22 protein-coding genes and 1 pseudogene are annotated in these 21,802 nt (G+C 63.8%); 9 read left to right on the forward strand and 14 right to left on the reverse strand.

The genetic code is table 11. The annotated features are described in order from the left end of the window. Positions 1-74 precede the first annotated feature (74 nt). Genes cydX through SR3_RS08285 form a run of 3 tightly spaced genes read right to left on the reverse strand, consistent with a single transcriptional unit; the run spans position 75 to position 2,925 of the window. Complete coding sequence (gene cydX, locus SR3_RS30490) at positions 75-185, reverse strand: cytochrome bd-I oxidase subunit CydX (protein ID WP_084455209.1); 111 nt, start codon at positions 183-185, stop codon at positions 75-77. A gap of 15 nt (positions 186-200) precedes the next feature. After that, positions 201-1,349 (reverse strand): cytochrome d ubiquinol oxidase subunit II, encoded by a 1,149-nt coding sequence (gene cydB, locus SR3_RS08280; RefSeq protein WP_068083584.1) that lies wholly within the window; start codon positions 1,347-1,349, stop codon positions 201-203. A gap of 13 nt (positions 1,350-1,362) precedes the next feature. Continuing rightward, a complete protein-coding gene (locus SR3_RS08285) occupies positions 1,363-2,925 on the reverse strand; it encodes a cytochrome ubiquinol oxidase subunit I (RefSeq protein WP_068083593.1) in 1,563 nt (520 codons plus the stop codon). 118 nt (positions 2,926-3,043) lie between these two features. On the opposite strand from SR3_RS08285, the gene SR3_RS08290 reads away from it, so the two are divergent. After that, positions 3,044-4,651 (forward strand): ATP-binding cassette domain-containing protein, encoded by a 1,608-nt coding sequence (locus SR3_RS08290; protein WP_068083596.1) that lies wholly within the window; start codon positions 3,044-3,046, stop codon positions 4,649-4,651. A gap of 8 nt (positions 4,652-4,659) precedes the next feature. Continuing rightward, positions 4,660-6,255 carry an amino acid ABC transporter ATP-binding/permease protein gene (locus SR3_RS08295; protein ID WP_245653827.1) on the forward strand — a complete coding sequence of 532 codons (1,596 nt, stop codon included), beginning with the start codon at positions 4,660-4,662 and terminating at the stop codon, positions 6,253-6,255. Positions 6,256-6,276: 21 nt separating this feature from the next. Here SR3_RS08295 and SR3_RS08300 read toward each other — a convergent pair whose 3' ends face one another. From SR3_RS08300 to SR3_RS08315, 4 genes are all read right to left on the reverse strand, one after another. Further along, positions 6,277-6,555 carry a metal/formaldehyde-sensitive transcriptional repressor gene (locus SR3_RS08300; RefSeq protein ID WP_068083602.1) on the reverse strand — a complete coding sequence of 93 codons (279 nt, stop codon included), beginning with the start codon at positions 6,553-6,555 and terminating at the stop codon, positions 6,277-6,279. 186 nt (positions 6,556-6,741) lie between these two features. Further along, a complete protein-coding gene (locus SR3_RS08305; RefSeq protein ID WP_068083603.1) occupies positions 6,742-8,061 on the reverse strand; it encodes a TolC family protein in 1,320 nt (439 codons plus the stop codon). Further along, complete coding sequence (locus SR3_RS08310) at positions 8,054-11,158, reverse strand: efflux RND transporter permease subunit (RefSeq protein WP_068083604.1); 3,105 nt, start codon at positions 11,156-11,158, stop codon at positions 8,054-8,056. The genes SR3_RS08305 and SR3_RS08310 overlap by 8 nt, the downstream gene beginning before the upstream one ends. Positions 11,159-11,162: 4 nt before the next feature. Beyond that, on the reverse strand, positions 11,163-12,326 hold the full coding sequence (locus tag SR3_RS08315; RefSeq protein WP_068083607.1) for an efflux RND transporter periplasmic adaptor subunit: 1,164 nt from the start codon (positions 12,324-12,326) through the stop codon (positions 11,163-11,165). An 84-nt stretch (positions 12,327-12,410) separates the two neighbouring features. Here SR3_RS08315 and SR3_RS08320 point away from each other — a divergent pair, with 84 nt between their 5' ends. The 3 genes from SR3_RS08320 (at position 12,411) to SR3_RS08330 (ending at position 15,796) form a co-directional block, all read left to right on the forward strand. After that, positions 12,411-13,067 (forward strand): response regulator transcription factor, encoded by a 657-nt coding sequence (locus SR3_RS08320; RefSeq protein WP_068083611.1) that lies wholly within the window; start codon positions 12,411-12,413, stop codon positions 13,065-13,067. Beyond that, complete coding sequence (locus SR3_RS08325) at positions 13,064-14,431, forward strand: sensor histidine kinase (protein WP_068083613.1); 1,368 nt, start codon at positions 13,064-13,066, stop codon at positions 14,429-14,431. Before SR3_RS08320 ends, SR3_RS08325 begins: the two co-directional genes overlap by 4 nt. 234 nt (positions 14,432-14,665) lie before the next feature. Then, positions 14,666-15,796 carry a sensor histidine kinase gene (locus tag SR3_RS08330; RefSeq protein ID WP_068083615.1) on the forward strand — a complete coding sequence of 377 codons (1,131 nt, stop codon included), beginning with the start codon at positions 14,666-14,668 and terminating at the stop codon, positions 15,794-15,796. 127 nt (positions 15,797-15,923) lie between these two features. On the opposite strand, the gene SR3_RS08335 is transcribed toward SR3_RS08330, so the two are convergent. Continuing rightward, positions 15,924-16,319, reverse strand: a complete 396-nt coding sequence (locus SR3_RS08335; protein WP_068083616.1) for a DNA-binding transcriptional response regulator — start codon at positions 16,317-16,319, stop codon at positions 15,924-15,926. Further along, positions 16,286-16,675, reverse strand: coding sequence for a response regulator (locus SR3_RS08340; protein ID WP_068083618.1), 390 nt, complete (start codon positions 16,673-16,675; stop codon positions 16,286-16,288). The genes SR3_RS08335 and SR3_RS08340 overlap by 34 nt, the downstream gene beginning before the upstream one ends. 261 nt (positions 16,676-16,936) lie before the next feature. Between SR3_RS08340 and SR3_RS08345 the strand changes: the two genes are divergently transcribed. From SR3_RS08345 to SR3_RS08360, 4 genes and pseudogenes are all read left to right on the forward strand, one after another. After that, positions 16,937-17,236, forward strand: a complete 300-nt coding sequence (locus SR3_RS08345) for an ATP-binding protein (protein ID WP_407668155.1) — start codon at positions 16,937-16,939, stop codon at positions 17,234-17,236. A 137-nt stretch (positions 17,237-17,373) separates the two neighbouring features. After that, positions 17,374-17,772 carry a VOC family protein gene (locus SR3_RS08350; protein ID WP_056422467.1) on the forward strand — a complete coding sequence of 133 codons (399 nt, stop codon included), beginning with the start codon at positions 17,374-17,376 and terminating at the stop codon, positions 17,770-17,772. 153 nt (positions 17,773-17,925) lie between these two features. Continuing rightward, positions 17,926-18,267 (forward strand): annotated as a pseudogene (locus tag SR3_RS08355) (chromate transporter); the annotation flags it as partial. A gap of 28 nt (positions 18,268-18,295) precedes the next feature. Beyond that, a complete protein-coding gene (locus tag SR3_RS08360; protein ID WP_068083624.1) occupies positions 18,296-18,853 on the forward strand; it encodes a TonB-dependent receptor in 558 nt (185 codons plus the stop codon). 143 nt (positions 18,854-18,996) lie between these two features. Here the strand turns inward: SR3_RS08360 and arsH are convergent, their stop codons facing one another. The 5 genes from arsH to SR3_RS08385 are packed head-to-tail and all read right to left on the reverse strand — an operon-like array spanning position 18,997 to position 21,751. Next, positions 18,997-19,713, reverse strand: a complete 717-nt coding sequence (arsH, locus tag SR3_RS08365) for an arsenical resistance protein ArsH (RefSeq protein WP_068083626.1) — start codon at positions 19,711-19,713, stop codon at positions 18,997-18,999. Continuing rightward, positions 19,710-20,378, reverse strand: coding sequence for an aquaporin (locus SR3_RS08370; protein ID WP_068083632.1), 669 nt, complete (start codon positions 20,376-20,378; stop codon positions 19,710-19,712). Before SR3_RS08370 ends, arsH begins: the two co-directional genes overlap by 4 nt. Beyond that, positions 20,375-20,914 (reverse strand): GNAT family N-acetyltransferase, encoded by a 540-nt coding sequence (locus SR3_RS08375; RefSeq protein WP_068083633.1) that lies wholly within the window; start codon positions 20,912-20,914, stop codon positions 20,375-20,377. The genes SR3_RS08370 and SR3_RS08375 overlap by 4 nt, the downstream gene beginning before the upstream one ends. Beyond that, a complete protein-coding gene (arsC, locus tag SR3_RS08380) occupies positions 20,915-21,349 on the reverse strand; it encodes an arsenate reductase (glutaredoxin) (RefSeq protein WP_068083634.1) in 435 nt (144 codons plus the stop codon). Between the two features lie 51 nt (positions 21,350-21,400). Then, positions 21,401-21,751 (reverse strand): ArsR/SmtB family transcription factor, encoded by a 351-nt coding sequence (locus SR3_RS08385; protein WP_174549138.1) that lies wholly within the window; start codon positions 21,749-21,751, stop codon positions 21,401-21,403. Positions 21,752-21,802: the final 51 nt, after the last annotated feature.

Genomic DNA, 21,802 nt, shown 5'->3' on the forward strand with positions numbered 1-21,802 from the left:
GAAGCCATGGGAGGCGGGGCCATCATTCGGGAAGGTCTGATCCGCCTCGCCCCCTCACCGGCCACATGGTCGGATCAGATCGCCGGATCGTCGTCGATGGGCGAATTGAACTCGTGCCACAGGCCGTTGATGATGCCGAAGCCCACCGCCAGCCCCAGACCCAAAATCCACGAAAAATACCACATGGGCTGTCTCCCTGATCAATAGAAGTCGGGGTTGGAGCGAACTTCGCCGAGCGTGATGCGGCCCGCGAGCATCTTCATCACCCAGGCCGTGTAGGCCAGCACCACCGGCAGGAACACGCAGGTCACGATCAGCATGATGAACAGCGTGAGATGGCTGGAGGAGGCATTCCAGACCGTCAGGCTGGAACGCGGGTCGATCGAGCTGGGCAGGATGAACGGGAACATCGAGAGGCCGACGGTGGCGATGATGCCCTTGATGGCCGCCGCGCTGCCAGCCAGGTTGAGCCAGCCCCGCCGCATGCCAATGCCCGCCATGGCCACCAGCGGCCCGACCAGCCCGGCGATGGGCGCAATCAGCATCCAGGGATGCGCGCCGTAATTGGCCAGCCAGCCGCCCGGCGCGCCGACACTGGCCGACATCAACGGATTGGACGGACCAGCGGCATCAACCACACCATCCAGCCGCATGCCCATCGCGCCCTTGGCGATCATCACACCGCCCAACGCGAAAAGCACGATGGTGGCCATCGCCGCCCCGCGCCCGAAGCGACGTGCGCGCTCCAGCACGGGACCGTCCTCGATCTTCACCGCCAGCCAAGCCGCGCCATGCATCATCAGCATCGCTACTGAGAGCAGACCAGCCAGCAGTGTGAAGGGCGTGAAGAGACCCAGCAGGCTGCCCTCATAGGTCATGCGCAGGTCGCTGTCGAAACGGAAGGGGGCGCCTGTCAGCACATTGCCCACCGCCACGCCGAACACCAGCGCCGGCACAAAGCCGCCAACGAACAGCGCCATATCCCAGCGCGAACGCCACGCGGGGTCGGCGTGCTTGGATCGGTACTTGAATGAAACCGGGCGCAGGATCAGCGATGCCAGCACCAGGAACATGGCCAGATAAAAGCCTGAGAAGCTGACCGCATAGACAAAGGGCCAGGCGGCAAAGATCGCCCCGCCACCCAGGATCAGCCACACCTGATGGCCTTCCCAATGCGGCGCGATGGCGTTGATGACCTGACGGCGCTCCTCGTCACGGCGCGCCACGAAAGGCAGCAGGCTGGCCACGCCCAGATCATAACCGTCGGTGAGGGCGAAGCCGATCAGCAGCACGCCGAGCAGCACCCACCAGATCAGGCGCAGCGTTTCATAGTCGAGAGGAATATGCATCGCCTCTGCTCCCTTATTCGGCAGGCAGCGGGGCAAAGCCCGCTTCGCTGGCAGTTTCATCGTGGTGTTCGACGGGGCCCTTGCGAATGGAGGCGATCATCAACCGCACCTCGATCACCGCCAGCGTTCCATAAAGCGCGGTGAAGCCGAAGATCGTCGTCCAGATCTGCGGCACTGTCAGCGAGGAAGCCCCTAGGAAGGTGGGCAGCACGCCGTCGACAGCCCATGGCTGGCGCCCGATCTCGGCCAGAACCCAGCCGAATTCGATGGCCACCCAGGGCAGCGGGATCATGAAGATCGCCAGCTTGAGGAACCACCGCTTCCTGAACTGACAGGCCGAGGCACAATAGAAAGCCATGCCGAAAAAGGCGATGAAGCCGAAACCGAGCCCCGCCATGAAGCGGAACAGAAAGAACATCACCGGCACGTTGGGCACCGTGTCCCAGGCCGCCTTGGTGATCGTGGCTTCATCAGCCTTGCGTGGGTCGGCCACGTAGCGCTTCAGGAGCAGGGCAAAGCCGATGTCGCGCTTGTGCGTTTCAAAGGCGGCCATGGCGGCGGTGTCGGCGCGGTTGATCTTCAGACGCTCGACGGCATCATAGGCGATGACGCCGCTGTGAATGCGCTCGTCAGCCTTCAGCACCAGTTCCTCGATGCCGTCGATCTGCCCGGTCAGGCTGCGCGTGCCGATCAACCCCATGACATAAGGCAGCTTGATCGCGAAGTGGGTGGTGCGCGCGGCCACGTCAGGCAGGCCCACCAGCGTGATCGAGGCGGGCGCGGGCTCAGTCTCCCACATGGCCTCGATGGCCGCCAGCTTCATCTTTTGGTTGTCGGTCAGCGTGTAGCCGCTCTCGTCACCGAGCACCACGACCGAGAGGGCTGAGGCCAGCCCGAAGGCCGAGGCCACCATCATCGAGCGGCGCGCCACATTGGTCCATTTGCCACGCAGGAGATAATAGGCCGAAACCCCCATCACGAAGGTCGCCGCACAGACATAGCCCGCACTGACGGTATGGACGAATTTGGCCTGCGCCACCGGATTGAACAAAACGGCGGAAAAGTCCGTCACCTCCATGCGCATCGTGGCCGGGTTGAAGCTCGCGCCGGTGGGGTTCTGCATCCAGCCATTGGCGATCAGTATCCACAGGGCCGAAAGATTGGTGCCCAGCGCCACCAGCAAGGTGACCAGCAGATGCTGACGGCGGCTGAGCCGATCCCAGCCGAAGAACATCACGCCCACCATCGTGGCTTCGAGGAAGAAGGCCATCAGCCCCTCGATCGCCAGCGGAGCGCCGAAGATGTCGCCCACATAATGCGCGTAATAGGCCCAGTTGGTGCCGAACTCGAATTCCATGGTGAGGCCCGTTGCCACGCCCAGCACGAAATTGATGCCGAATAGCTTGCCCCAGAAGCGCGTGATGACACGCCAGATGGGCCGCTTGGTGATGACATAGATGCTCTCCATGATGACCAGCATGAAGGAGAGGCCCAGCGTCAGAGGGACGAAGAGAAAATGATACATCGCCGTCAGCGCAAACTGCAGGCGAGAAAGTTCGATGACCGCCATATCCATCGGACAGGATCCCTTGATGGCAGGCGCCCCAAGGCGCCGAAGATGCGACGAGCAACGGGGGTGCGCGAGCAGGACTCGCTTGCCAATCACGGATTTGCCAATATGAGCATTTGCGAATATGGTCAAGCCATCCACCATCCTACTGCCCCCGACCAAGGTCGACCGACGCGCCGCCCTGTGGTGGCTAACCGACAGTATCGGCGCGATTCCCGTGGCCGGCGGCATCGCCCTGGCGGTGACGGCAAGCACTGTTGCAAGGCAGGTCTGGCCTTTGGCCGCAGGACTGCTTGTGGCAGGGGGATGTGTCCGTGCGCTGGCCATCTGGCGCGCTGGCATCGCCGGACAGGCGGCGGCGGCGGCGATGCGCGCGAGGCTGCGTGAGGCTCTGCATGCTCCCTTGCTGCGCAGTCGCCTGAGACGGGGACGTCTGATCGGTGAGGACATGCATCTCGCGGTCGATTCGATCGCTGAAACCGGCGGCCTCATCGCCCGCTTCCTGCCCCTGCGCATGGCCAGTGGTCTTTCCCCCCTCCTGATCGCGGCGGCCGTCGCTCCTGCAAGCTGGGTTGCGGCACTCATCATGCTGGTCACGCTGGTTCCGTTCATTCTCGCCATGGCGCTGGCCGGAGGCGCGGCGGCCCGCAAGGCCCAGGCACAGCATCGGGCCCTGACGCGCCTTTCGGGCCTGTTCGTCGATCGCCTGCGTTCCCTGCCCATGATCCTCACCTATGGGGCCGAGGAACGTATCACCCGCCATCTGGGCAGCGCCGCGCAGGACGCCGCGAGGCGCACCATGGGCGTGCTGGGCATCGCCTTTGCCTCCAGCGCGATCCTCGACTTCTTCGCCGCGCTCAGCGTGGCGCTCGTCGCGGTCTATTGCGGCTTTTCCCTTTTGCACCTGCTGCCTTTCCCCGCACCCGAGGCCCTGACCCTGCCCCGCGCCTTCTATGCGCTGGCGCTGGCGCCCGAATTCTATCTGGCGATGCGCCGTCTGGCCGCCGCCTATCACGACAAGCAGCAAGGCGAGGCCGCCCTTGCCGCCATGAGGGACCAGCTGGACGCCATCTCACCGCAGCCTGCCCCCTTCGCACCGCCCCGCCTGTGGCAGGGGCGTGATGTCATGCTCACCCATGCCGATGGCGCAAGCATTGGCCCTTTGAACTGGGCCTGGACTTCCCTTGGGCTCCATGCGGTGACCGGCCCCACGGGCGCGGGAAAGAGCTCGCTTCTGCTCGCGCTCATTGGGCAGGGCCCTGCCTGCGGCGGCATGCTTCAGGCGGATGACGGCGCCTTCCTGCCCGGCTCGCTCAATGCCCACATCGGCTGGGCGGGCCAGCAAGTCGCCCTCTTGCCCGGCAGCCTGCGCGCCAATCTCATACCCACACCCGACCAGACCATGCCCGATGATGCCGAGCTGCTCGCTTGCCTGAACCGCCTTGGCCTTGGCCCCATGCTGGCACGCCGCGGCGGACTCGACCTGGCAGTGGATCATCGCGGATCGAGCCTGTCAGGCGGAGAACGACGACGGATAGGGCTTGCCCGTGCCATCCTCTCGCAAAGGCCCATCCTGCTTCTCGACGAGCCGACCGCCGATCTGGATGCCGGAACGGCGGCGGCGGTGCGCGCCTTGCTTGGCGAACTGGCAAGGGACAGGCTAGTCGTTGTCGCCACGCATGATGCCGCGCTGATCGCCATGGCGGCCTCCGTCTGCGCGGTGGCGCCATGATTGCCCCCTTGCGTCAGGCCATGATGGGCCAGCGCCAGACCATCCGGCTCGGCATGGCCTGCGCCATGGTGGCCAGCCTGTCGGCGGTGGGGCTGCTGGCCCTCTCGGGCTGGTTCCTGGTGGGCGCCGCGCTGGCCGGCCTTGCCGGGCCGGTGGCGGTCGCGGGGTTCAACTATCTGTTGCCCAGCGCGGGCATCCGCGCCGCCGCCATCATGCGGACGACATCGCGCTACGGCGAAAGGATGCTGGGCCATCGCGCTGCGCTCTATGCGCTGGCCAAGGTGCGCGCGGAACTCTTCGCCGCCGTGGCCGCTAGGGCGTTGACCGGACATGACGCCGGACGCAGCGGCACACTAGCGAATCGCTTGGGCAAAGAGGTAGACGCGCTGGAAGAAGCGGTCATCCGGCAGGTTTCGCGCCCAGGCGCTTGGGCAGGAGCACTGGCCGGGTTGATAGCGGCGCTTATCCTAGGATGGCGCTGCGGTGCCATCCTGCTGACCGCGCTGATCGTCATGCGTCTGGCCGGGCGCGGCATGGCCGCACGGCTGCTGCCGGAACCGCAACGCCGAACAGCAGCCGCCCATGCTGCGCTTCAGGCGGACTATGCCGACATGGCCGGCCCTGCCGCCGATGTTGCGATCTACGGCCTGGCGCCTGCAATGGCAGCAGCGCTCGAACCATCTGCCCTTGCCTATGACGATGCCCGCATGGATGAGACACGGGCGGAGGGCATGATCTCCGCTGTCCAGACGATGATCGCGGCTGCCACCGTGGCCCTCATCGCAGTATCCGCCCAGACCACGCCCGCCCCGTTCGCCTTGGGCATGCTCGGAGCCATGGCCGCGCTCGAAGCGTGGGGGGCGCTGGTGATGAATGACATGCGAGGACATGATCTGGCCCGCGCGCAACACCATCTGGCCAAACTCGACGAAGATATCGGCATTGCTCCCCTTCCCTGTCTCTCCCCCGCTCCCGCCCTGACGCTGTGCGGCCAAAGTTTCCCAGCAGGCAGCAGGGTGCTGGTGTGCGGCGCCTCGGGTGCGGGAAAAACGCGACTGCTCGAAACACTGGTCGGACTACGCCAGGATGCCCCTCAGGATCTGGCCGTTGCGGGGATCGAGCCGCGTGAACTGGGGCTGGCAGCGCTGCGCCCCATCTTCGCCCTCGCGGGACAGGATGCACCCATGATTGCGGGGAGCATCGCCGACAACCTGCTACTCGCCCGTCCGGGGCTGGATGAAAAGGCTTTGTGGGACGCCTTGCGCGTGGCCTGCGTCGATGATGTGGTGCGCGCGCTCCCTGATGGACTGCATCAATGGCTGGGCGGTGATGGCGCCCGGCTGTCGGGCGGGCAGAGGCGACGGATCGTTCTGGCCCGGGCGCTGCTCGCCGGACGCCCTTGGCTTTTGTTGGATGAACCGACCGAGGGGCTCGACACGAAAGCAGAAGCACTTTTGGGTGAGAGCTTGGCTGAGTGGCTCGATCGCACAGGGGCAGGGCTTCTGCTGATCAGCCATCGGCCAGCCATGTGGCGGCTAGCCAGCAAAATCTTCGAAATACCCACCGGCGAACCGACATCTCTTCCAGATATTTCACATACATAATTAGCTGGATAGCCAGCCGCCTCAAAGCAGGTAGGACTTGATGATAGACACCAGATCCTCCGCTGCTCGGATTTTAGGGTCGCTCAATGAAATATCGGGATCGATCATATGCTCCCGTATATGAACCTCGATCAATTCAGCGATAAAACCATCTAAAGCTCCACGACAAGCAGTGGCTTGCTGGATAATTTTCGCACATTTGACATCACCATCGACAGCCTTTCTCAGTCCATCTATCTGTCCCCTAAGCCGCATAAGACGGTTGAGGAGCTTTTGCTTCTCCAGGTTAACTTCGGCCATGCCCTCCCCTTCATAACAGAATGAGCTCCCCTAGAAATGGAGAGCTAGGATCAAGCATCCATCGACGGTGAATGCGAAGATCACGCTCGGTGTGCGGCTGGCCGCCAGCCTATGATTGCAAGACCTATGGCTGACCAAGCCGCCCGCGCGGACAGCTTCCGAAGGATCTCCCCCCCTTGGAAGCGATCAGTTGCGGGCCGATGAACCCACTGCCGGATCTGCTGGCGGTGCCCCGCCACCATCATCATCGCCGATCCATAGTTGATGACTGTCGATCCGGATCTTGGTGATGGCGCGAAGAGCGTCGATCCTTGCGATCGCCTCTGCGCGAAAGGCATCATGCATCATGCGCTCGGCAAGCAGCACCTCGGCCAGCCCGAGTTCGCCCATCTGCTGCCCCCGCCTTGTTTTGAGCAGGGCCGCCATCTGAGCATCAAGCGCTGCGCGTGCGTCATCCCAAGTCGCCAGCGCGGCCTGGGCTCCGGCAAGGTCGGTGTCTGCCGTTTCATCAATGTTGAGCCGCACAGCCTGCAGGTCCGCCTGTGCCGCGCTGGCCTGGGCACTGGCCCTGTCCGCCTGGGCGGAGCGGTAGCCGCCGCCGAACGGCATCGAGAAGACGAGGCCGCCTCCCTTTTCCATGCCTCCCTTTTCTGAGAAAACCCTCAGGCCAAAGGTGGGGTCCCCCCTTCGCTCCTTGCGGGCACGGTCCGCCTGCGCCTCTGCCTGACGGGCAAAGGCCTGTGCTGCGGCCAACTCGTGACTTTCCCCAAGAATGTGATCGTGCAGCATCGCAAGGCCCCCTGGCGGCAACGAAGGCACCGGGGCATCAGGCGCTGCCACCGGCATGGGCAGAGCGGGGAACTGGGCCGTCAGCCGCGCCCGGGACACCACGACCCGGCCGGCGCTCCGGCTGGCCTGGGCTGCGGCGGCGCCCACGGCCGCAGCAGCCTGATCCTCCTCAAGCCGGGAGGCATCGCGCAGGGCGACTCGACGCCTGACGCTGGCCAGCAGCTCCTGGGCATTCTTCACCGCCTGGGCATCGACTTTCGCCTCCTGCGCGGCGCCCATCCAGTCCCACCAGTCCTGCGCCAGCAGCAAGGCGGCCTGATGGCGCGCGTCCTCGGCCATGTTGCTGGCATAGGTCACGCCTTGCTGGCCGATCTCACGATCAAGCGCAGCCTTGCCTGGCAGGCGGATGGGACGCGAGACCTCGGCGGAGAATTCGTTGAAGCGGCCATTGGCGACGCCCGTGCCGTCATTAACGGTTCGGCTGGCATATGTGGTGGTGAGGGTGAACTCATGAGGTCCCCGCGAAAGCACCTGGGCCTCGGAGCGTGCCGCATTCGCCCGCGCCAAAGCGGCTCGCACGCCGGGGGATGCATCGAGGGCAGCGGTAACGTCCGCTTTGGTTGGCAACCCCGCCTCCCCCTCGCCAGACTGGGCATGGGCCAGCCCCGCGTGCATGAGAGATAACGCCATGGCCAGATTAAAGGAAAGCTTACGCATCGCCCATCTCCATCGCGGCGGCTTCCTTACGGTTCTCGCCGAATCTCTCATAAAGGATGGGCAAGAGGATCAGCGTGAGCAGGGTCGAGCTGACCAGCCCGCCAATGACCACGATGGCCAGCGGCTTCTGGATTTCCGAGCCGGGCCCCGTTGCGAAGAGCAGCGGCACCAGTCCGAAAGCTGCAATCGTCGCCGTCATCAACACCGGTCGGAGGCGACGCTGAGCCCCCTCGCGCACCGCCTGGGCCAGTGGCACGCCCCCATCACGCAGCTGGCGGATGTAGCTCACCATCACCAATCCGTTCAACACGGCGATGCCCAGCAGCGCGATGAAGCCCACGGAGGCTGGCACAGAGAGATAGGCCCCCGACACCGCCAGCGACACCATGCCCCCCACCAGCGCGAAAGGGATGTTCACCAGAATGAGCAGGGAAGCGCGGGCGCTGGCAAGCGTAGCGTACAGCACCACGAAAATCATCGCCAGCGAGATGGGCAGGACTACCATCAGCCGCGCCGAGGCCCGCTGCTGGTTTTCAAACTGGCCGCCCCATTCCACGCGGTAGCCCTGCGGCAGGGTGACATGCGCGGCGATGTCGGCCTTGGCATCGGCAACATAGCCGACCAGATCCCGCCCCGACACGAAGGCCTGCACCATGGCATAACGCGAGCCATTCTCATGCTCCAGCTTGACCGGCCCCTCGATCCGCTCGACCCGCGCCACGTCGCTTGCCCGCACCAATTGCCCCGTGGGTGAACGATAGGTCTGGTCGGCGAAGGTCTGGGGCGTCTGCCCTTCCGGCGCGGCGCGAATCAGGATCGGCACGCGGCGCAGGCCGTCGGCTACTACGCCCGCGCGCATCCCCTCCACCTGCGCACGCATGGCGTCCTGCAGCTGGTCGATGGGCATGCCCACACGGCCAGCGGCCAGCCGGTCAATGTCCAGCTGGAGATAATCCACCCGGTCATTGGCCATCGTCATGGCCTCGCTGGTGCCCGGAAGCCTCTTCAGCCTCACCTGAATCTGCGCCGCGATGCGCGCCAGCGTGGCGTTGTCCGGGCCGAAAACCTTGACGACCAGATCGCCTCGGGCGCCGGTGAGCATTTCGGAAACCCGCATTTCAATGGGCTGCGTGTAGCTGGTCTGGATGCCCGGCAACCCGGCAAGTGCCTGACGGATCTGGTCGATCAGCCACACCTTGTCGCCCTTGCGCCATTCGCTGCGCGGTTTGAGGCGCACGAAACTGTCCGTCTCGCCAAGGCCCATCGGGTCGAGGCCCAATTCGTCAGAGCCCGTGCGCGCGATCACCTCGGTCACCTCGGGCACCTTGGCCAGCAGAGCCTTCTGGACCTTGAGGTCATCCTCCAGACTGTGCGTCAGCGAGATCGACGGCGCCTTGGTCAACTGCACGATGAGGCTGCCCTCATCCATGGTGGGAAGGAAGGTCTTGCCCGTCACCGAATAGGCCACCCCCGCCAGCACGAGCGCGCAGCCCGCCAGGCCGAAGACCAGCCGCTTGTGCGCGAAGGCTCCCGAGAGCAGCGCCGTATAACGCGGCCCCAGCTGCCGCATCAGCCATGGCTCATGATGATGCCCACCGGCATCGACCCGGACCTTCAAGCCATGATAGGCGAGCACCGGAACAAGCGTCAGCGCCAGCACAAGTGCGCAGAGCAGCGCAAGTACGATGGTCAGGGCCACGGGGGCGAACAACTTGCCCTCCAGGCCCTGCAAAGTCAGCAGCGGCAGGAAGACAAGCGCGATGATCGCCATGCCGCTCGTGACGGGCTTGGCCACTTCGGCAGCGGCGATGAAGACATTGTGGAGCTTGCCCGCCCCGGCGTGGCGCGGGTCGGACAGGCGCTCGACCACATTTTCCACCACCACCACCGCGCCGTCGACCAACATGCCCACGGCGATCGCCAGCCCGCCAAGGCTCATGAGATTGGCGGTAAGGCCAGTGGCGCGCATGAAGATGAAGGTGAGCAAGGCGGCCATCGGCAAGGCCAGCGCCACGATCACCGAGGCGCGCACATCGCCCAGAAACACCAGCAGCAACACAACCACCAGCAAGGTCGCCTCCAGCAGCGCTTCCTCCACCGTGCCCACCGCCCGCTCGATCAGGTCCGACCGGTCGTAAAATGGCGCGACGGTCATCCCCTTGGGTAGGGTCGGAGCGATCTCCGTGAGCCGGGACTTGACCCCTTCAACCACCTTGGCCGCATCCGCGCCACGCAGGGCCATCACCAGCCCTTCGACAGCCTCGCCCCTGCCGTTGTGGGTCACAGCGCCATAGCGGGTCAGCGCGCCGATGCGTACTTTTGCGACATCGCCCACGCGAAGAACACCGCTCGGGCCGCTGCGCAACACCAGTGCGGAGAGATCATCGAGCGTGCGGATGGCGCCTGTGGAGCGCACGATCAGCGCTTCCTCACCCGTGGGCATGCGGCCGGCGCCATCATTGCGGTTCCCAGCGTTTATGGCGCTGGCCAGATCGGCCACGCTCAGGCCCGCAGCTGCCAGAGCCTGCATGTCGGGCGCCACCTCGTAGGTTTCGACCATACCGCCCAGCGCGTTGACATCGGCCACCCCCGGCACGGTCCGCAAGGCCGGGCGCACCACCCAGTCGAGCACTCGGCGCTTCTCGGCAAGGCTCTGCGGACCTTCCAGCGTGAACATGTACATGTCCGACAGCGGCGTCGAGATGGGCGCCATGCCTCCCGTCACCGTGGACGGCAGATTGCCCATGACACCCGATAGACGCTCTCCCACCTGATTGCGCGCCCAATAGACATCGGTGCTGTCGTCGAAATTGATGGTGACATCGGCAATCGCATATTTGGCGACCGAGCGCAGGATCGTCTGATGCGGAATGCCCAGCATCTCCTGCTCGATGGGGGCGATCACGCGGCTTTCCACCTCCTCTGGCGTCATGCCCGGAGCCTTCAGGATCACCTTGACCTGGGTCGAGGAAATGTCAGGGAAGGCATCGATGGGCAGATTGACGAAAGACCAGGCCCCGCCGATGCCCAACAGCACCGCCAGCCCCAGCACCGCCATGCGCCATGCCAGCGCGGCCTCGATCAGCTTGCGCAGCATCGGCTCAGCCCCCCTGGCTCAGCGATTTAAGTTCGGCGATGCTGCTGACGGCAACCCTTTGGCCGGATTCAAGCCCGCCTGACAGAACCGTGCTGTTGCCGATCTGGCCAGCCACCGTCACCGTCACCGCCCGGAAACCGTGCAGCTCGCGGCGGAAGACGACATCATGATCGCCAATATGCGTCACGGCCTCACTCGGCACGCTGACACTGCTCCCCTTCCTCGCAGCGATATCCTCGGCGGCCAGATCGGTTACGGCGAGAGTCACCATCACGCTTTTGCCAGGGATAAGACCGGTATCGGTCGGCAGGCTGGCCTTGGCGGCCAGAGCGCGGGTGGCCGGGTCAATCGTCGAGGCCAGGGAGAGGAGCCGTCCTATCGCGCTGCGCCCGTCCTGTTCGACATGCACCGCCATGCCCGGGCGCACATGCGAAGCAAGCCTTTCAGGGATCTGCAGATCCAGCCTCAACTGCTCATTGTTCTCGATGAGAAATGGTGCAGGACCGCTGCCCACCGGGCTGCCCGCGTCGATGCCCACGGTGGTGACACGACCTGCGATGGGAGCGCGCAGGGTGATCGTGCCATCAGCCGATGCGGCCCCCAGCGCCAGAAGGCGACGGTTTTCATTCATGGTCGCCTGCGCGGCGCTGAGATTCGCCCGGGCCTCTTCTGCACGGGCGGGGGCGATAATGCCTTCGCGCGCCAGTTGCTCCATGCGCGCCGCCTGCGCCGCCGCCACAGGCAGCGCGGCGTTTGAACGCGCCAGCGCCGCGCCGAACTGCACGGCTTCCGCAGCGCGCACCACGGCCAGAGCCTGTCCACGCGTCACCGCCTGCCCCTGGATCACCATCACCTTGACGACCGTGCCGGCAAAGGGCGTGGTGACCGCAACCCGCGCGTCCGGCGGCAAGGACACCACCCCGGGGACAGTCCCCACGGGCATGGCGCTGCTCGCCACGACCGGCGCCAGGACGATGCCCAGCCGCGCGATCTGGTCAGCGTCCATGGCGATCAGGCCATCCGTAGCAGGCCCGGACCGAGCCGCGTCTGACGAGGCCACTTCAGGTGCGGCCGGCGCCTTGTGGCAGGCGGCCAGAGCACCCACAAGCATGCAGGATACCAGCGCAATGGTCGCGGCGCGCGAAGAGAGCAGATGAGCTTTTTTCATGCCAGATTCATGCGACCCCAAGCTGACAGCAACTTGTCAGCTTGGGGTCGCAGGGCATACGGAGTGAGGATTGGAGGACAAGGCTTGCGTCTGCTTCTCGTAGAAGACGACATACAACTGGCAACGAGGCTGAGCGGGCGACTGCGCGAGGCGGGCTTCGCCGTGGATGTGGCAAACTGCTATGAGCAGGGCGAAGATTGGCCCGATCTCGACAAAATCGCGGCTGTCGTGCTCGATCTCAATTTGCCCGATGGCACGGGCATGGATCTGCTGCGGCTTTGGCGAAGGCAAGGCTACAGGTTGCCGGTCGTGATCCTGACGGCGCGCGGCAGTTGGCAGGAAAAGGTGGAGGGCTTGAACGCTGGAGCTGACGATTTCGTCGTAAAGCCGGTCCGCTTCGAGGAATTGCAAGCACGGCTGCATGCGGTCCTGCGACGGCAGGCCGGCACCGGCGAAAACTGGATCGACAGGGACGGGTTGCGTCTCGATCCTGTGGCTCGCAAAGTCGAGAACGGTGGTGCCCCCCTCACGCTTTCACGCATGGAGTTCAGGCTGTTGCATATCTTCATGCGTCACCCAGGCCAGGTCCTGGATCAGAACACCATCATGGAACACATCTATGATCTGGACAGCGAACGCCAATCCAATGCCGTCGAAGTGTTGATCAGCCGCCTGCGCCGCAAGATCGGGCTCAAGCGCATCGAGACGGTGCGCGGCCTCGGCTACCGCTTCGTCGCATGAAGCGGCTGGTCGATCTGTCTCTGTGGCGCGGCGGCAGCCTCAGGTTGCGCTTCCTGCTGGCGATCCTGCTGTGGGTGGCGATCGGCATCGCGGGGATCTGGGTCTCGGCCTCGCGGGTGTTCACCAAGCATATCGAACTGCAATATCATGACGAGCTCTATGGCCATGTGCGCGAACTGACGGGGCTGGTGCAGGTGACGCCGGATGGGCATCTTCACCTATCCAGACGGCTTTCAGATCCGCGCTATCTCGAACCCATGTCCGGCTTCTACTGGCAGGTCAGCGTCTATCACGGCGATCGAATTCACTCCGACTCGATGCTGCACGGCAAACTGGACGAGGACATTGCCCACACGCCGGAAGTCCGCCACGTCGTAGAGAATGGGCCTTCCGGCCCGGCCATCGTCTATGGCCTGACCGGGCTCACACCCGACGGGCGGGTCATTCACTATCTGATCGCAACGGATAAACGGTATCTGGACGAGGCCATCGCTGGCTTCACCAAGGAGTTGACGCTCTGGCTGCTCGCCCTGGCAGCGATGCTTGTAGGGACTGGCTTGCTGGCAATCGTTTTGGTGCTACGCCCGCTCGACAGGCTGGGCGCCTCGGTCGCGGCGCTTCGCACCGGCGCACGCGAACCTCTTGAGGGGCCGTTCCCCTCAGAGATCATGCCACTTGTCAGCGACCTCAACGCCTATGCAGCCGACAATCAGGCGATGATCGAGCGCAGCCGGGTTCAAGCGGGCAATCTCGCACACAGTCTGCGCACACCGCTGGCTGTCATCATCGATGAGGCAGAACGGTTGTCGGCGAACCCCGCAACGCGCGCACCGGGACGAACCCTGCTGAGCCAAAGCGAGGTGATGATCCAGCAGATAGAATATCACCTGGCGCGTGCCAGATCGGCGGCGACGGCCAGAAGCTCCATCAAGGCCAGCGTCATCCCCGAGATTCTCGGGCCTGTCCTCAATGCCATGCGCAAGCTTCACCCTGGAAAGACCTTTGATGTCGACACGAACGGCAAGATCGTGCCAGGTGTGGCGATTGACCCGGTCGACCTTTCCGAACTGCTCTCGATCCTGCTCGACAATGCCGGGAAATGGGCGCGCTCAAGCGTCACGATTTCAATCTCTCCAGTGGCTGGGGTCTGCACAGTTGCAATCCTCGACGACGGGCCGGGCATGTCACTCAAACAAATTGAGGACGCCTATGGTATCGGCGTACGCCATGACCCGTCATCGCCAGGCACTGGGCTCGGGCTCGCAATTGCCCGCGATATTGCCGATGCCTACAGCATTGAACTTGATCTGACGTGCTCCCCGGGGAATGGATTGAAGGCCATGGTGAAGCTACCCTTGGCGTAACAGGCGAGACATACCGGCTTCTTTGGCAGCCTCTGCTGGAAACCATCCCCTGCCGGCATGAGCTTCACGCTCTACAGCTATCTCGGGTCCCTACGACCTTTGATCCAGATGCCTGTCGCCAACACATAAAGGCCCACAAATGAGGATTTCTGGCAAGGCGCCCCTGTGGGAGGCTGGCCGACATCCGCCGTTTGGCGCTAAACAGCTCACCTTGGGAATCGGCGGAGTAGGCCCATGCGACTGTACCAGATTCTCACCATGCGGGGCCTTGCGCCACACGGCTATTGCCTGTTGTGGGACCCCCTGCTCATCTGGCTTCATGTGATCTCAGATGCCATAATCGCCCTGTCGTACTTCTCAATACCAGTCGTGCTGGCGGTGTTTCTCAAACGTCGTCGGGATGTGGAGTTCGGATGGCTGGTGAGCCTCTTCGCCATCTTCATCACGGCTTGCGGCGCGACCCACGTCATGTCGATCCTCGTCCTGTGGGTGCCGGCCTACGGGGCGGAGGGCCTGATCAAGGCTATCACGGCAGTGGCATCGGTACTGACCGCCCTGGCGATGTGGCCTCTGCTGCCCAAGCTCATCGCACTCCCCTCGCCACGACTGTTACAGCAGATCAACCATGACCTGCACAGGGAGGCTGCTGAGCGCGCCCGCATGGAGGAGCAACTGCGTCAGGCGCAGAAGCTGGAGGCGATCGGGCAGCTCACCGGCGGCATTGCACATGACTTCAACAACATCTTGGCCATCGTCATGGGAAACATCGAACGTGCCACGCTCGGGATCGACAAACCCGACCGCGCTCTGGGCGCCCTTGCCAACGCCATGGAGGCCAGCCAGCGCGCCGCGGGTCTGACAGAGCAATTGCTGGCCTTCGCCCGCAAGCAGCCTTTGCAGGTCCAAAGGCACGATCTCAGCCACATCGCGGAAGAGTTGGTCAGGCTGATCGCGCTGACTTTGGGCGAGCACATCGTTCTAGTCACCCAGCTTTCCAAGGCCCCCTTGCCCGTCGACATCGATCGTCAGCAGCTTGAAGCGGCATTGATAAACCTGGCAGTCAATGCGCGCGATGCGATGCCTGACGGCGGAACCCTTACAATCACCACCGATGAGGTCGACCAGGGTGAGGTTCTGATCATGGTTTCAGACAGCGGCACGGGCATGGATTCCCGAACGCTGGAGCGGGCGACGGAACCATTCTTCACCACCAAGCCCGTCGGGCGAGGAAGCGGATTGGGCCTGAGCCAGGTCTATGGCTTCGTTCAAGAGGCCGGTGGCCGACTAACAATCGCATCTGCCCCGGGTGAAGGGAGTCGCGTGACGATCACCCTGGCACGCGGGCAGAGCGGCGCTTGGACTTGATCGTGCGCCGCAGTCTAGTGGTTGGATTCAGTCGGATGGTTCCGCAAAGAATGGCTGAAATCTGCGCCTTTGAGCCCCAATCGGGAGGACTCATCCGTTGCGCTCGTACCACTAGCTCTCGCAAGGATTATTTGCGCGCCTTGGCCAGCAGCCGTTTGATGTGCTCAAGCACGGCTTGCGGATCGTAGGGTCGCTTTAGATGAGGCCCTTCGTCACACAGATGGCCAGCGGCCTTCGCCGCGGCCTGGACATTGCCTACCAAAACTACCTCGACCTCAGGATAATGTTCCCGCAACCATAGCCGCAGATCGAATATGTTCCTGCTGCCGTCCAGCCCCGCATCGGCCAGAACGGCTTGCACGACATCCGCGCCTTCCTGCAGGATCGTGACCACCTCGTCGGTGTTCGCGGCATCAATCACCTTGTAACCACACTCGCGAAGATAGGCGGCAAGGACATTACGGACTAGAACTTCGCCATCGGCGACGATCAGGCAGTGCGTTGCTGTGTTTTCGTCTGACATGAGGGCCCGATCAGTTTGGTGACCATGCCCAGCATAGTCGACAGTGAAAATGGCTTTCTGAGAAAATCGTCCATTCGCCGGGCAGCTTCGGGCGGGAGATGACCCGAGGTCACGATCACAGGACGGCTTGGATCGAGCTCCTTGGCATGCATGGCGAGTTGGATACCATCCACTTGTCCGGGCATGCGGACATCGGTCAAAACGAGATCGATTTGATGACCTGACAGCAGAACTGCGGTCGCCTCATCGCCATTCGCCGCCTCGACGACTTCGTAGCCTTCATCCCTCAACGTATCCGCCACCAGCATCCGGATCATCACTTCATCTTCAACGACAAGTATGGCTAGCAAGCACATTTCGTAATCTTTCTGTCCCCGAGCCACGGCAGCTAACGGTATGCATCGTCCAAAACGACCGCAGGGATACTCCAAGAACGCGCCAAGCGTCAGTATGTTTCCGGCCTAGCGGCGATGGTCCTTTCCAATTCCCAATGGTTCCATTTCGCCTGTCTATGATTCCATGAAGCCCATCAGTACCGCTATCCCGCCCATGCCGTTTTATGTCGGAGCACCCTCATGCGCTGCTTCAGGGGCGCCGCATTCAGGCAATGATCGGCCATCTTCAGCTCCAGGACACGAAGCTTGCTCAAACTTGACCTCATCATTCTCGATGAGCTGGGATATTTGCAGTTCAACTCGTCAGGCGGAGCCCTGTTGTTCCATCTGCTCAGCAAATTGTACGAACGCACCAGCGTCGTTATCACCACCAACCTGAGTTTCAGCGAATGGGCCAAAATCTTCGGTGATCCCAAAATGACCACCGCCCTGTTGGATCGCCTCACCCATCATTGCCACATACTGGAAACAGGCAATGACAGCTGCCGCTTCAGGGCCAGCACCGCTGCACCAAAATCCTGAAAGGAATAAACCCAGACCTTGACCACGCCCTACTTGGGCTGCACATAACCCACACCCACCCGGGTCAATTCTCAATGAAAATCCCGGGTCAGTTCTCGGTGCACCTCAACAGTCGATCAGCCTTCAGGAGAGAATGCGTGCTTTTTCACACCATGGTCGGATCGAACGACATTGAACGGTCCAAGCGCTTCTACGACACGGTGCTCGGCACCTTGGGTGCAGGGGAAGGGACGAGGAACATCGCCGACAGCGGCCATACACGTCTGATCTACAATAACGGCAACGGCACCAACTTTATCGTCAGCCAGCCGATCAACGACGAACCGGCAAGCGTCGCCAACGGCAGCACCGTCGCCTTTTCCTGCGACTCGCCCGAGCAGGTGAAGCAGCTTCACGATACCGCCGTTGCCGCTGGCGGAACCTCGATCGAAGCTCCGCCCGGACCGCGCGAAACTGCCTCCATGGGTACCATCGAACTGGCCTATTTTCGTGACCCCGACGGTAACAAACTGTGCGGAATTCATTTTCCTGCCTGATCCGTCCGGCACTAGTCCGCTTCTGACCCTAGCGGACCTCGATCATGCGATCCCGCGAACGTCCGATAACCACGACACACTGGCCACAATGCCTTAGCGCCGGAGTCTTTCGCAGCCCCGGAAGCCATATCGCGCTATAGGATGCTAGAGGTCTATATGGCCCAGCAGTCCGTCAGCACGCAGCATTGGCTCAGCGCCAGTGAGATGGCCGATGGGCTGGGTCTGGCCGAGACCACGCCGGGTCCGCTCATCATGGTCACGCAATTCGTGGGCTATCTCGCCGCCTTTCGGGCGTCGGCCCCCTTCACGCCGCTGACGGCAGGGATCCTCGGCGCGCTGCTGACAACATGGGTGACCTTCGCACCCTGCTTTCTCTGGGTGTTTGCGCTGGCTCCATGGATCGAGCGGCTCGAACGCGCGCAAATGCTCAAGGGCGCGCTGGCGCTGGTCACCTCGGCCATCGTCGGCGTCATCGCCAATCTGAGCGCATGGTTTGGACGCCTATTGGCGCCGGGCCACGAACATGCTCGATGAGATCTGGACCACCGACGGGCTGCTCGCGCGCTCCTACAACTACTGGCGCGGACATGGGCGGGGCGTCGAGTTCAGCGCCACATGGAGCGAAGGGCCGGTCTCGGCCTGGGGCAACCTCACGGTGAGCTGGCTCACCGGGCAAGGCATCGTCAGCGGGCAATCCCCGTTCACGCCCTCGCAGCTCGCCTGGGTCGCATCCCAAGATGTCGCCGCCGCCAGCGACCAGCGGTTGAATGGATCGGCTGGGCTGACCTGGCACGGAGGGCCGCTGCGGCTGTCAGCCGATGCGACCTATGGCAGCGGCCTGCCGCGCAGCTCATCCTTCGGCGTGCTCGATGACGCGCGGATGCCCGCGTGGGTGCAGCTCAACCTGGCAGCCGTCTACCGGGTGAAGGGCTTGCGGCACCACCCTCTGGACCTCAGGGTCGACGTGACCAACGCGCTCGACACCCCGCGCCGGGTGCAGGACGGTTCGGGTCTCAGCGGAGGCATGGCGCAGTGGTCAGGCAGGCGCGGCATCTACTTCGGTCTGGAACAGTCCTTTTAGTGAAGTACGGATGTGGGCGTCGTCGTGCGTGCGGGCGTCGGTGCGCTCGCGGGCGCGGGTGGCAAAACGGGAATGGCGCACGCCACCCACGTCACTTAGCCGCCCCCCCCCGGGGCCTGTGCGTTTCAGCTGAGGCCCGCCCGCTAAACATCCGTGTCGACCGGGCAATCCTTCTCGACCCGCTCCGAATAGCGATCCACGAGCTGTTCGGCATGCGGGCGCAGCAGCACCGTGAAGCGCACCAGTTCCTCGATCACATCGACGATGCGGTCGTAATAGGCCGAGGGCTTCATGCGGCCAGCCTCGTCGAACTCCTCATAGGCCTTCGCCACCGACGACTGGTTGGGGATGGTGAACATCCGCATCCAGCGCCCCAGCACCCGTAGCGTGTTGACCGAATTGAAGGACTGCGATCCGGCGCTGACCTGCATCACCGCCAGCGTGCGCCCCTGCGTCGGGCGCAAGCCTTTCATGGCGAGAGGCAGGTGGTCGATCTGCGTCTTCATGATGCCGGTGATCTGGCCGTGCCGCTCCGGGCTGCACCAGACCTGCCCCTCTGACCAGAGCGAGAGTTCACGCAGCTCGGCCACCGCCGGGTGATCGTCGCCTGTCACCTGATCGGGCAGCGGCAGGTCGGAGGGATCGAAGATCCGCGTCTCGCAGCCGAAGTGGCGCAGCAGACGGGCAGATTCCTCGACCACCAGACGGGAATAGGACCGCTCCCGCAGTGAGCCGTAGAGCAGCAGGATGCGCGGCGGCGGGTCCATCGGCCCAAGGCCAAGGGCGGGACGCCGATGAGCGAACTGCGGCTTCAGCGCCGGCAGGTGGTCGGGATCAGACAGGGCGCGCAAGCGGTTCATGGGGTTTCCTTGACGGCAAACAGCGGCTTGGCGGCATAATGGGCCGCCAGCGCGCCGAGAATTTGGGCCGCGATAAAGCCAGCCACACTGGCGGGCGCGATGCCCGCGAATGTGTCGCTCAGGGAGCGCGCCACGGTGATGGCGGGGTTGGCAAAGCTGGTGGAGGAGGTGAACCAATAGGCCGCGGTGATGTAAAGCGCGACACTGGCTGGAACCCATGCGGGGCGCGCCTGCACCGTGCCCAAAATGGTCAGCACCAGCCCAAAGGTCGCGATGCCTTCGCCAAGCCATTGGCCGGGGCCGGTGCGTATATGGTGCGACACCTGCCAGACCGGGAGGTCGAACATGGCGTGGGCGCTCCACACCCCCAGCACGCCGCCAGCGAGCTGGGCCGCCCCATAGGCCAGCGCTGCTTGCGTGCCGATCCCGCAACGCAGGCGCATGACCAGCGTTACGACGGGATTGAAATGCGCGCCCGAAACCGGGCCCAGCATAGTGATCAGCACAAAAAGCATCGCCCCGGTCGCCAGCGTGTTGCCCAGCAAGGCAACCGCGACATTCCCGCCCGACAGCCGCTGCGCCATGATGCCCGAGCCGATGACGGTGGCGAACAGCAGGAAACTGCCCAGGGCTTCTGCCCACAGGGATCTTGGCAAAGAGCTCATTGCGGCTCCCGCTCGGGCGGCAGGCTGTCGCCAGCGCCAAGCGCGATCTGCATATAGACCGTGTCGAGCCAGCGGCCGAACTTGCGCCCCACGGCATGCATGCGCCCAGCATCGCGGAAGCCAAGGCTGGCATGCAGGGCGACCGAGGCCGGTTCGCCTCCCCCCGCCACGGCAATCATCTGGCGAAAGCCGGCCTGCTCGGCCGCGACCAGCAGGGCCGTCAGCAAGGCCTTGCCGATGCCCTGTCCAAGGTGGTCGGGATGCAGATAGATCGAATCCTCGCAGGCCGCCGCATAGGCGGGACGGTCCCGGAACTGCGTGGCATAGGCATAACCGACCAAGGCCCCGTCACGCTCGGCCACCAGGAACGGCCAGCCCCGTGTCATGCATTCTTCGACCTTGGCGACCGTGTCCGCCGCCGTTCGCGGCACCGTGTCGAAGGTCGCGGTGCCATGCAGGACGTGGTGGGCATAGATGGCGGCCATCGCGCCGCCATCCTCCACCCTGGCCTGCCTGATGGTGATCGCCGGGGCCATTCAGCCCGCCGTGACCCGCTTGCCCTCGCCATCGATGACCGGCTCGCCGTCTTCCTTGGCGAAGGCACCGCGCTGCTCGGCGGGGATCAGATCCAGCACCTCTTCGGAGGGGCGGCACAGCGTGACGCCCAGCGGCGAAACGACCAGCGGGCGGTTGATGAGGATGGGATGCTCCATCATGGCATCGACAAGCTGCTCGTCGGTAAGGCCGGGGTTGCCCAGGCCAAGCTCGGCAAAGGGCGTGCCCTTCTCGCGCAGCAGGGCGCGCGGGGTGAGCCCGGCGCGTTCGATCAGGCTTTCGAGCAGCGGCCGCGAGGGCGGCGTCTTGAGATATTCCACCACATGCGGCTCAATCCCGGCGTTGCGGATCATGGCCAGCGCATTGCGCGAGGTGCCGCATTCGGGGTTATGATAGATGATGATGTCAGTCTGCATCGGTTGCTCCATCAGGCACGTGCCCGTGCTGGGATAAAAGGCAAATTGAGGTTACGCGGCACTCTCTTCCGTAATCGATGATGGTGCCGAGCAGCACCGAACCTCGTCGGTGCAGGGAACGCCGCCGCAGCAATTTTCGGTGAGGTAGCCCATCAGGGCGTTCATGGCCGGATAGTTGGCGGTGTAGATGATCAGGCGGCTCTGACGGCGCTGGGCGACTAGCCCGGCATTGGCGAGCGCGGCCAGATGGAAGCTCATTGAGGAGGATACCACGCCCAGCTTCTCGCCAATGGCGCCTGCAGGCATGCCTTCCTCGCCCGCCTGGACCAGCAGGCGGAAGGCCGCCAGGCGATGTTCCTGCGCGAGCGCGCCGAGGGCTTTGATCACAGCAGAAGCGTTCATCACAATCTCCATGATTCGATAAAGATCGAAATATCGAAGAAGGAGAAGTCC

This window comes from Novosphingobium rosa NBRC 15208 (assembly GCF_001598555.1).
In the GTDB taxonomy this organism is placed as follows: Bacteria; Pseudomonadota; Alphaproteobacteria; order Sphingomonadales; family Sphingomonadaceae; genus Novosphingobium; species Novosphingobium rosa.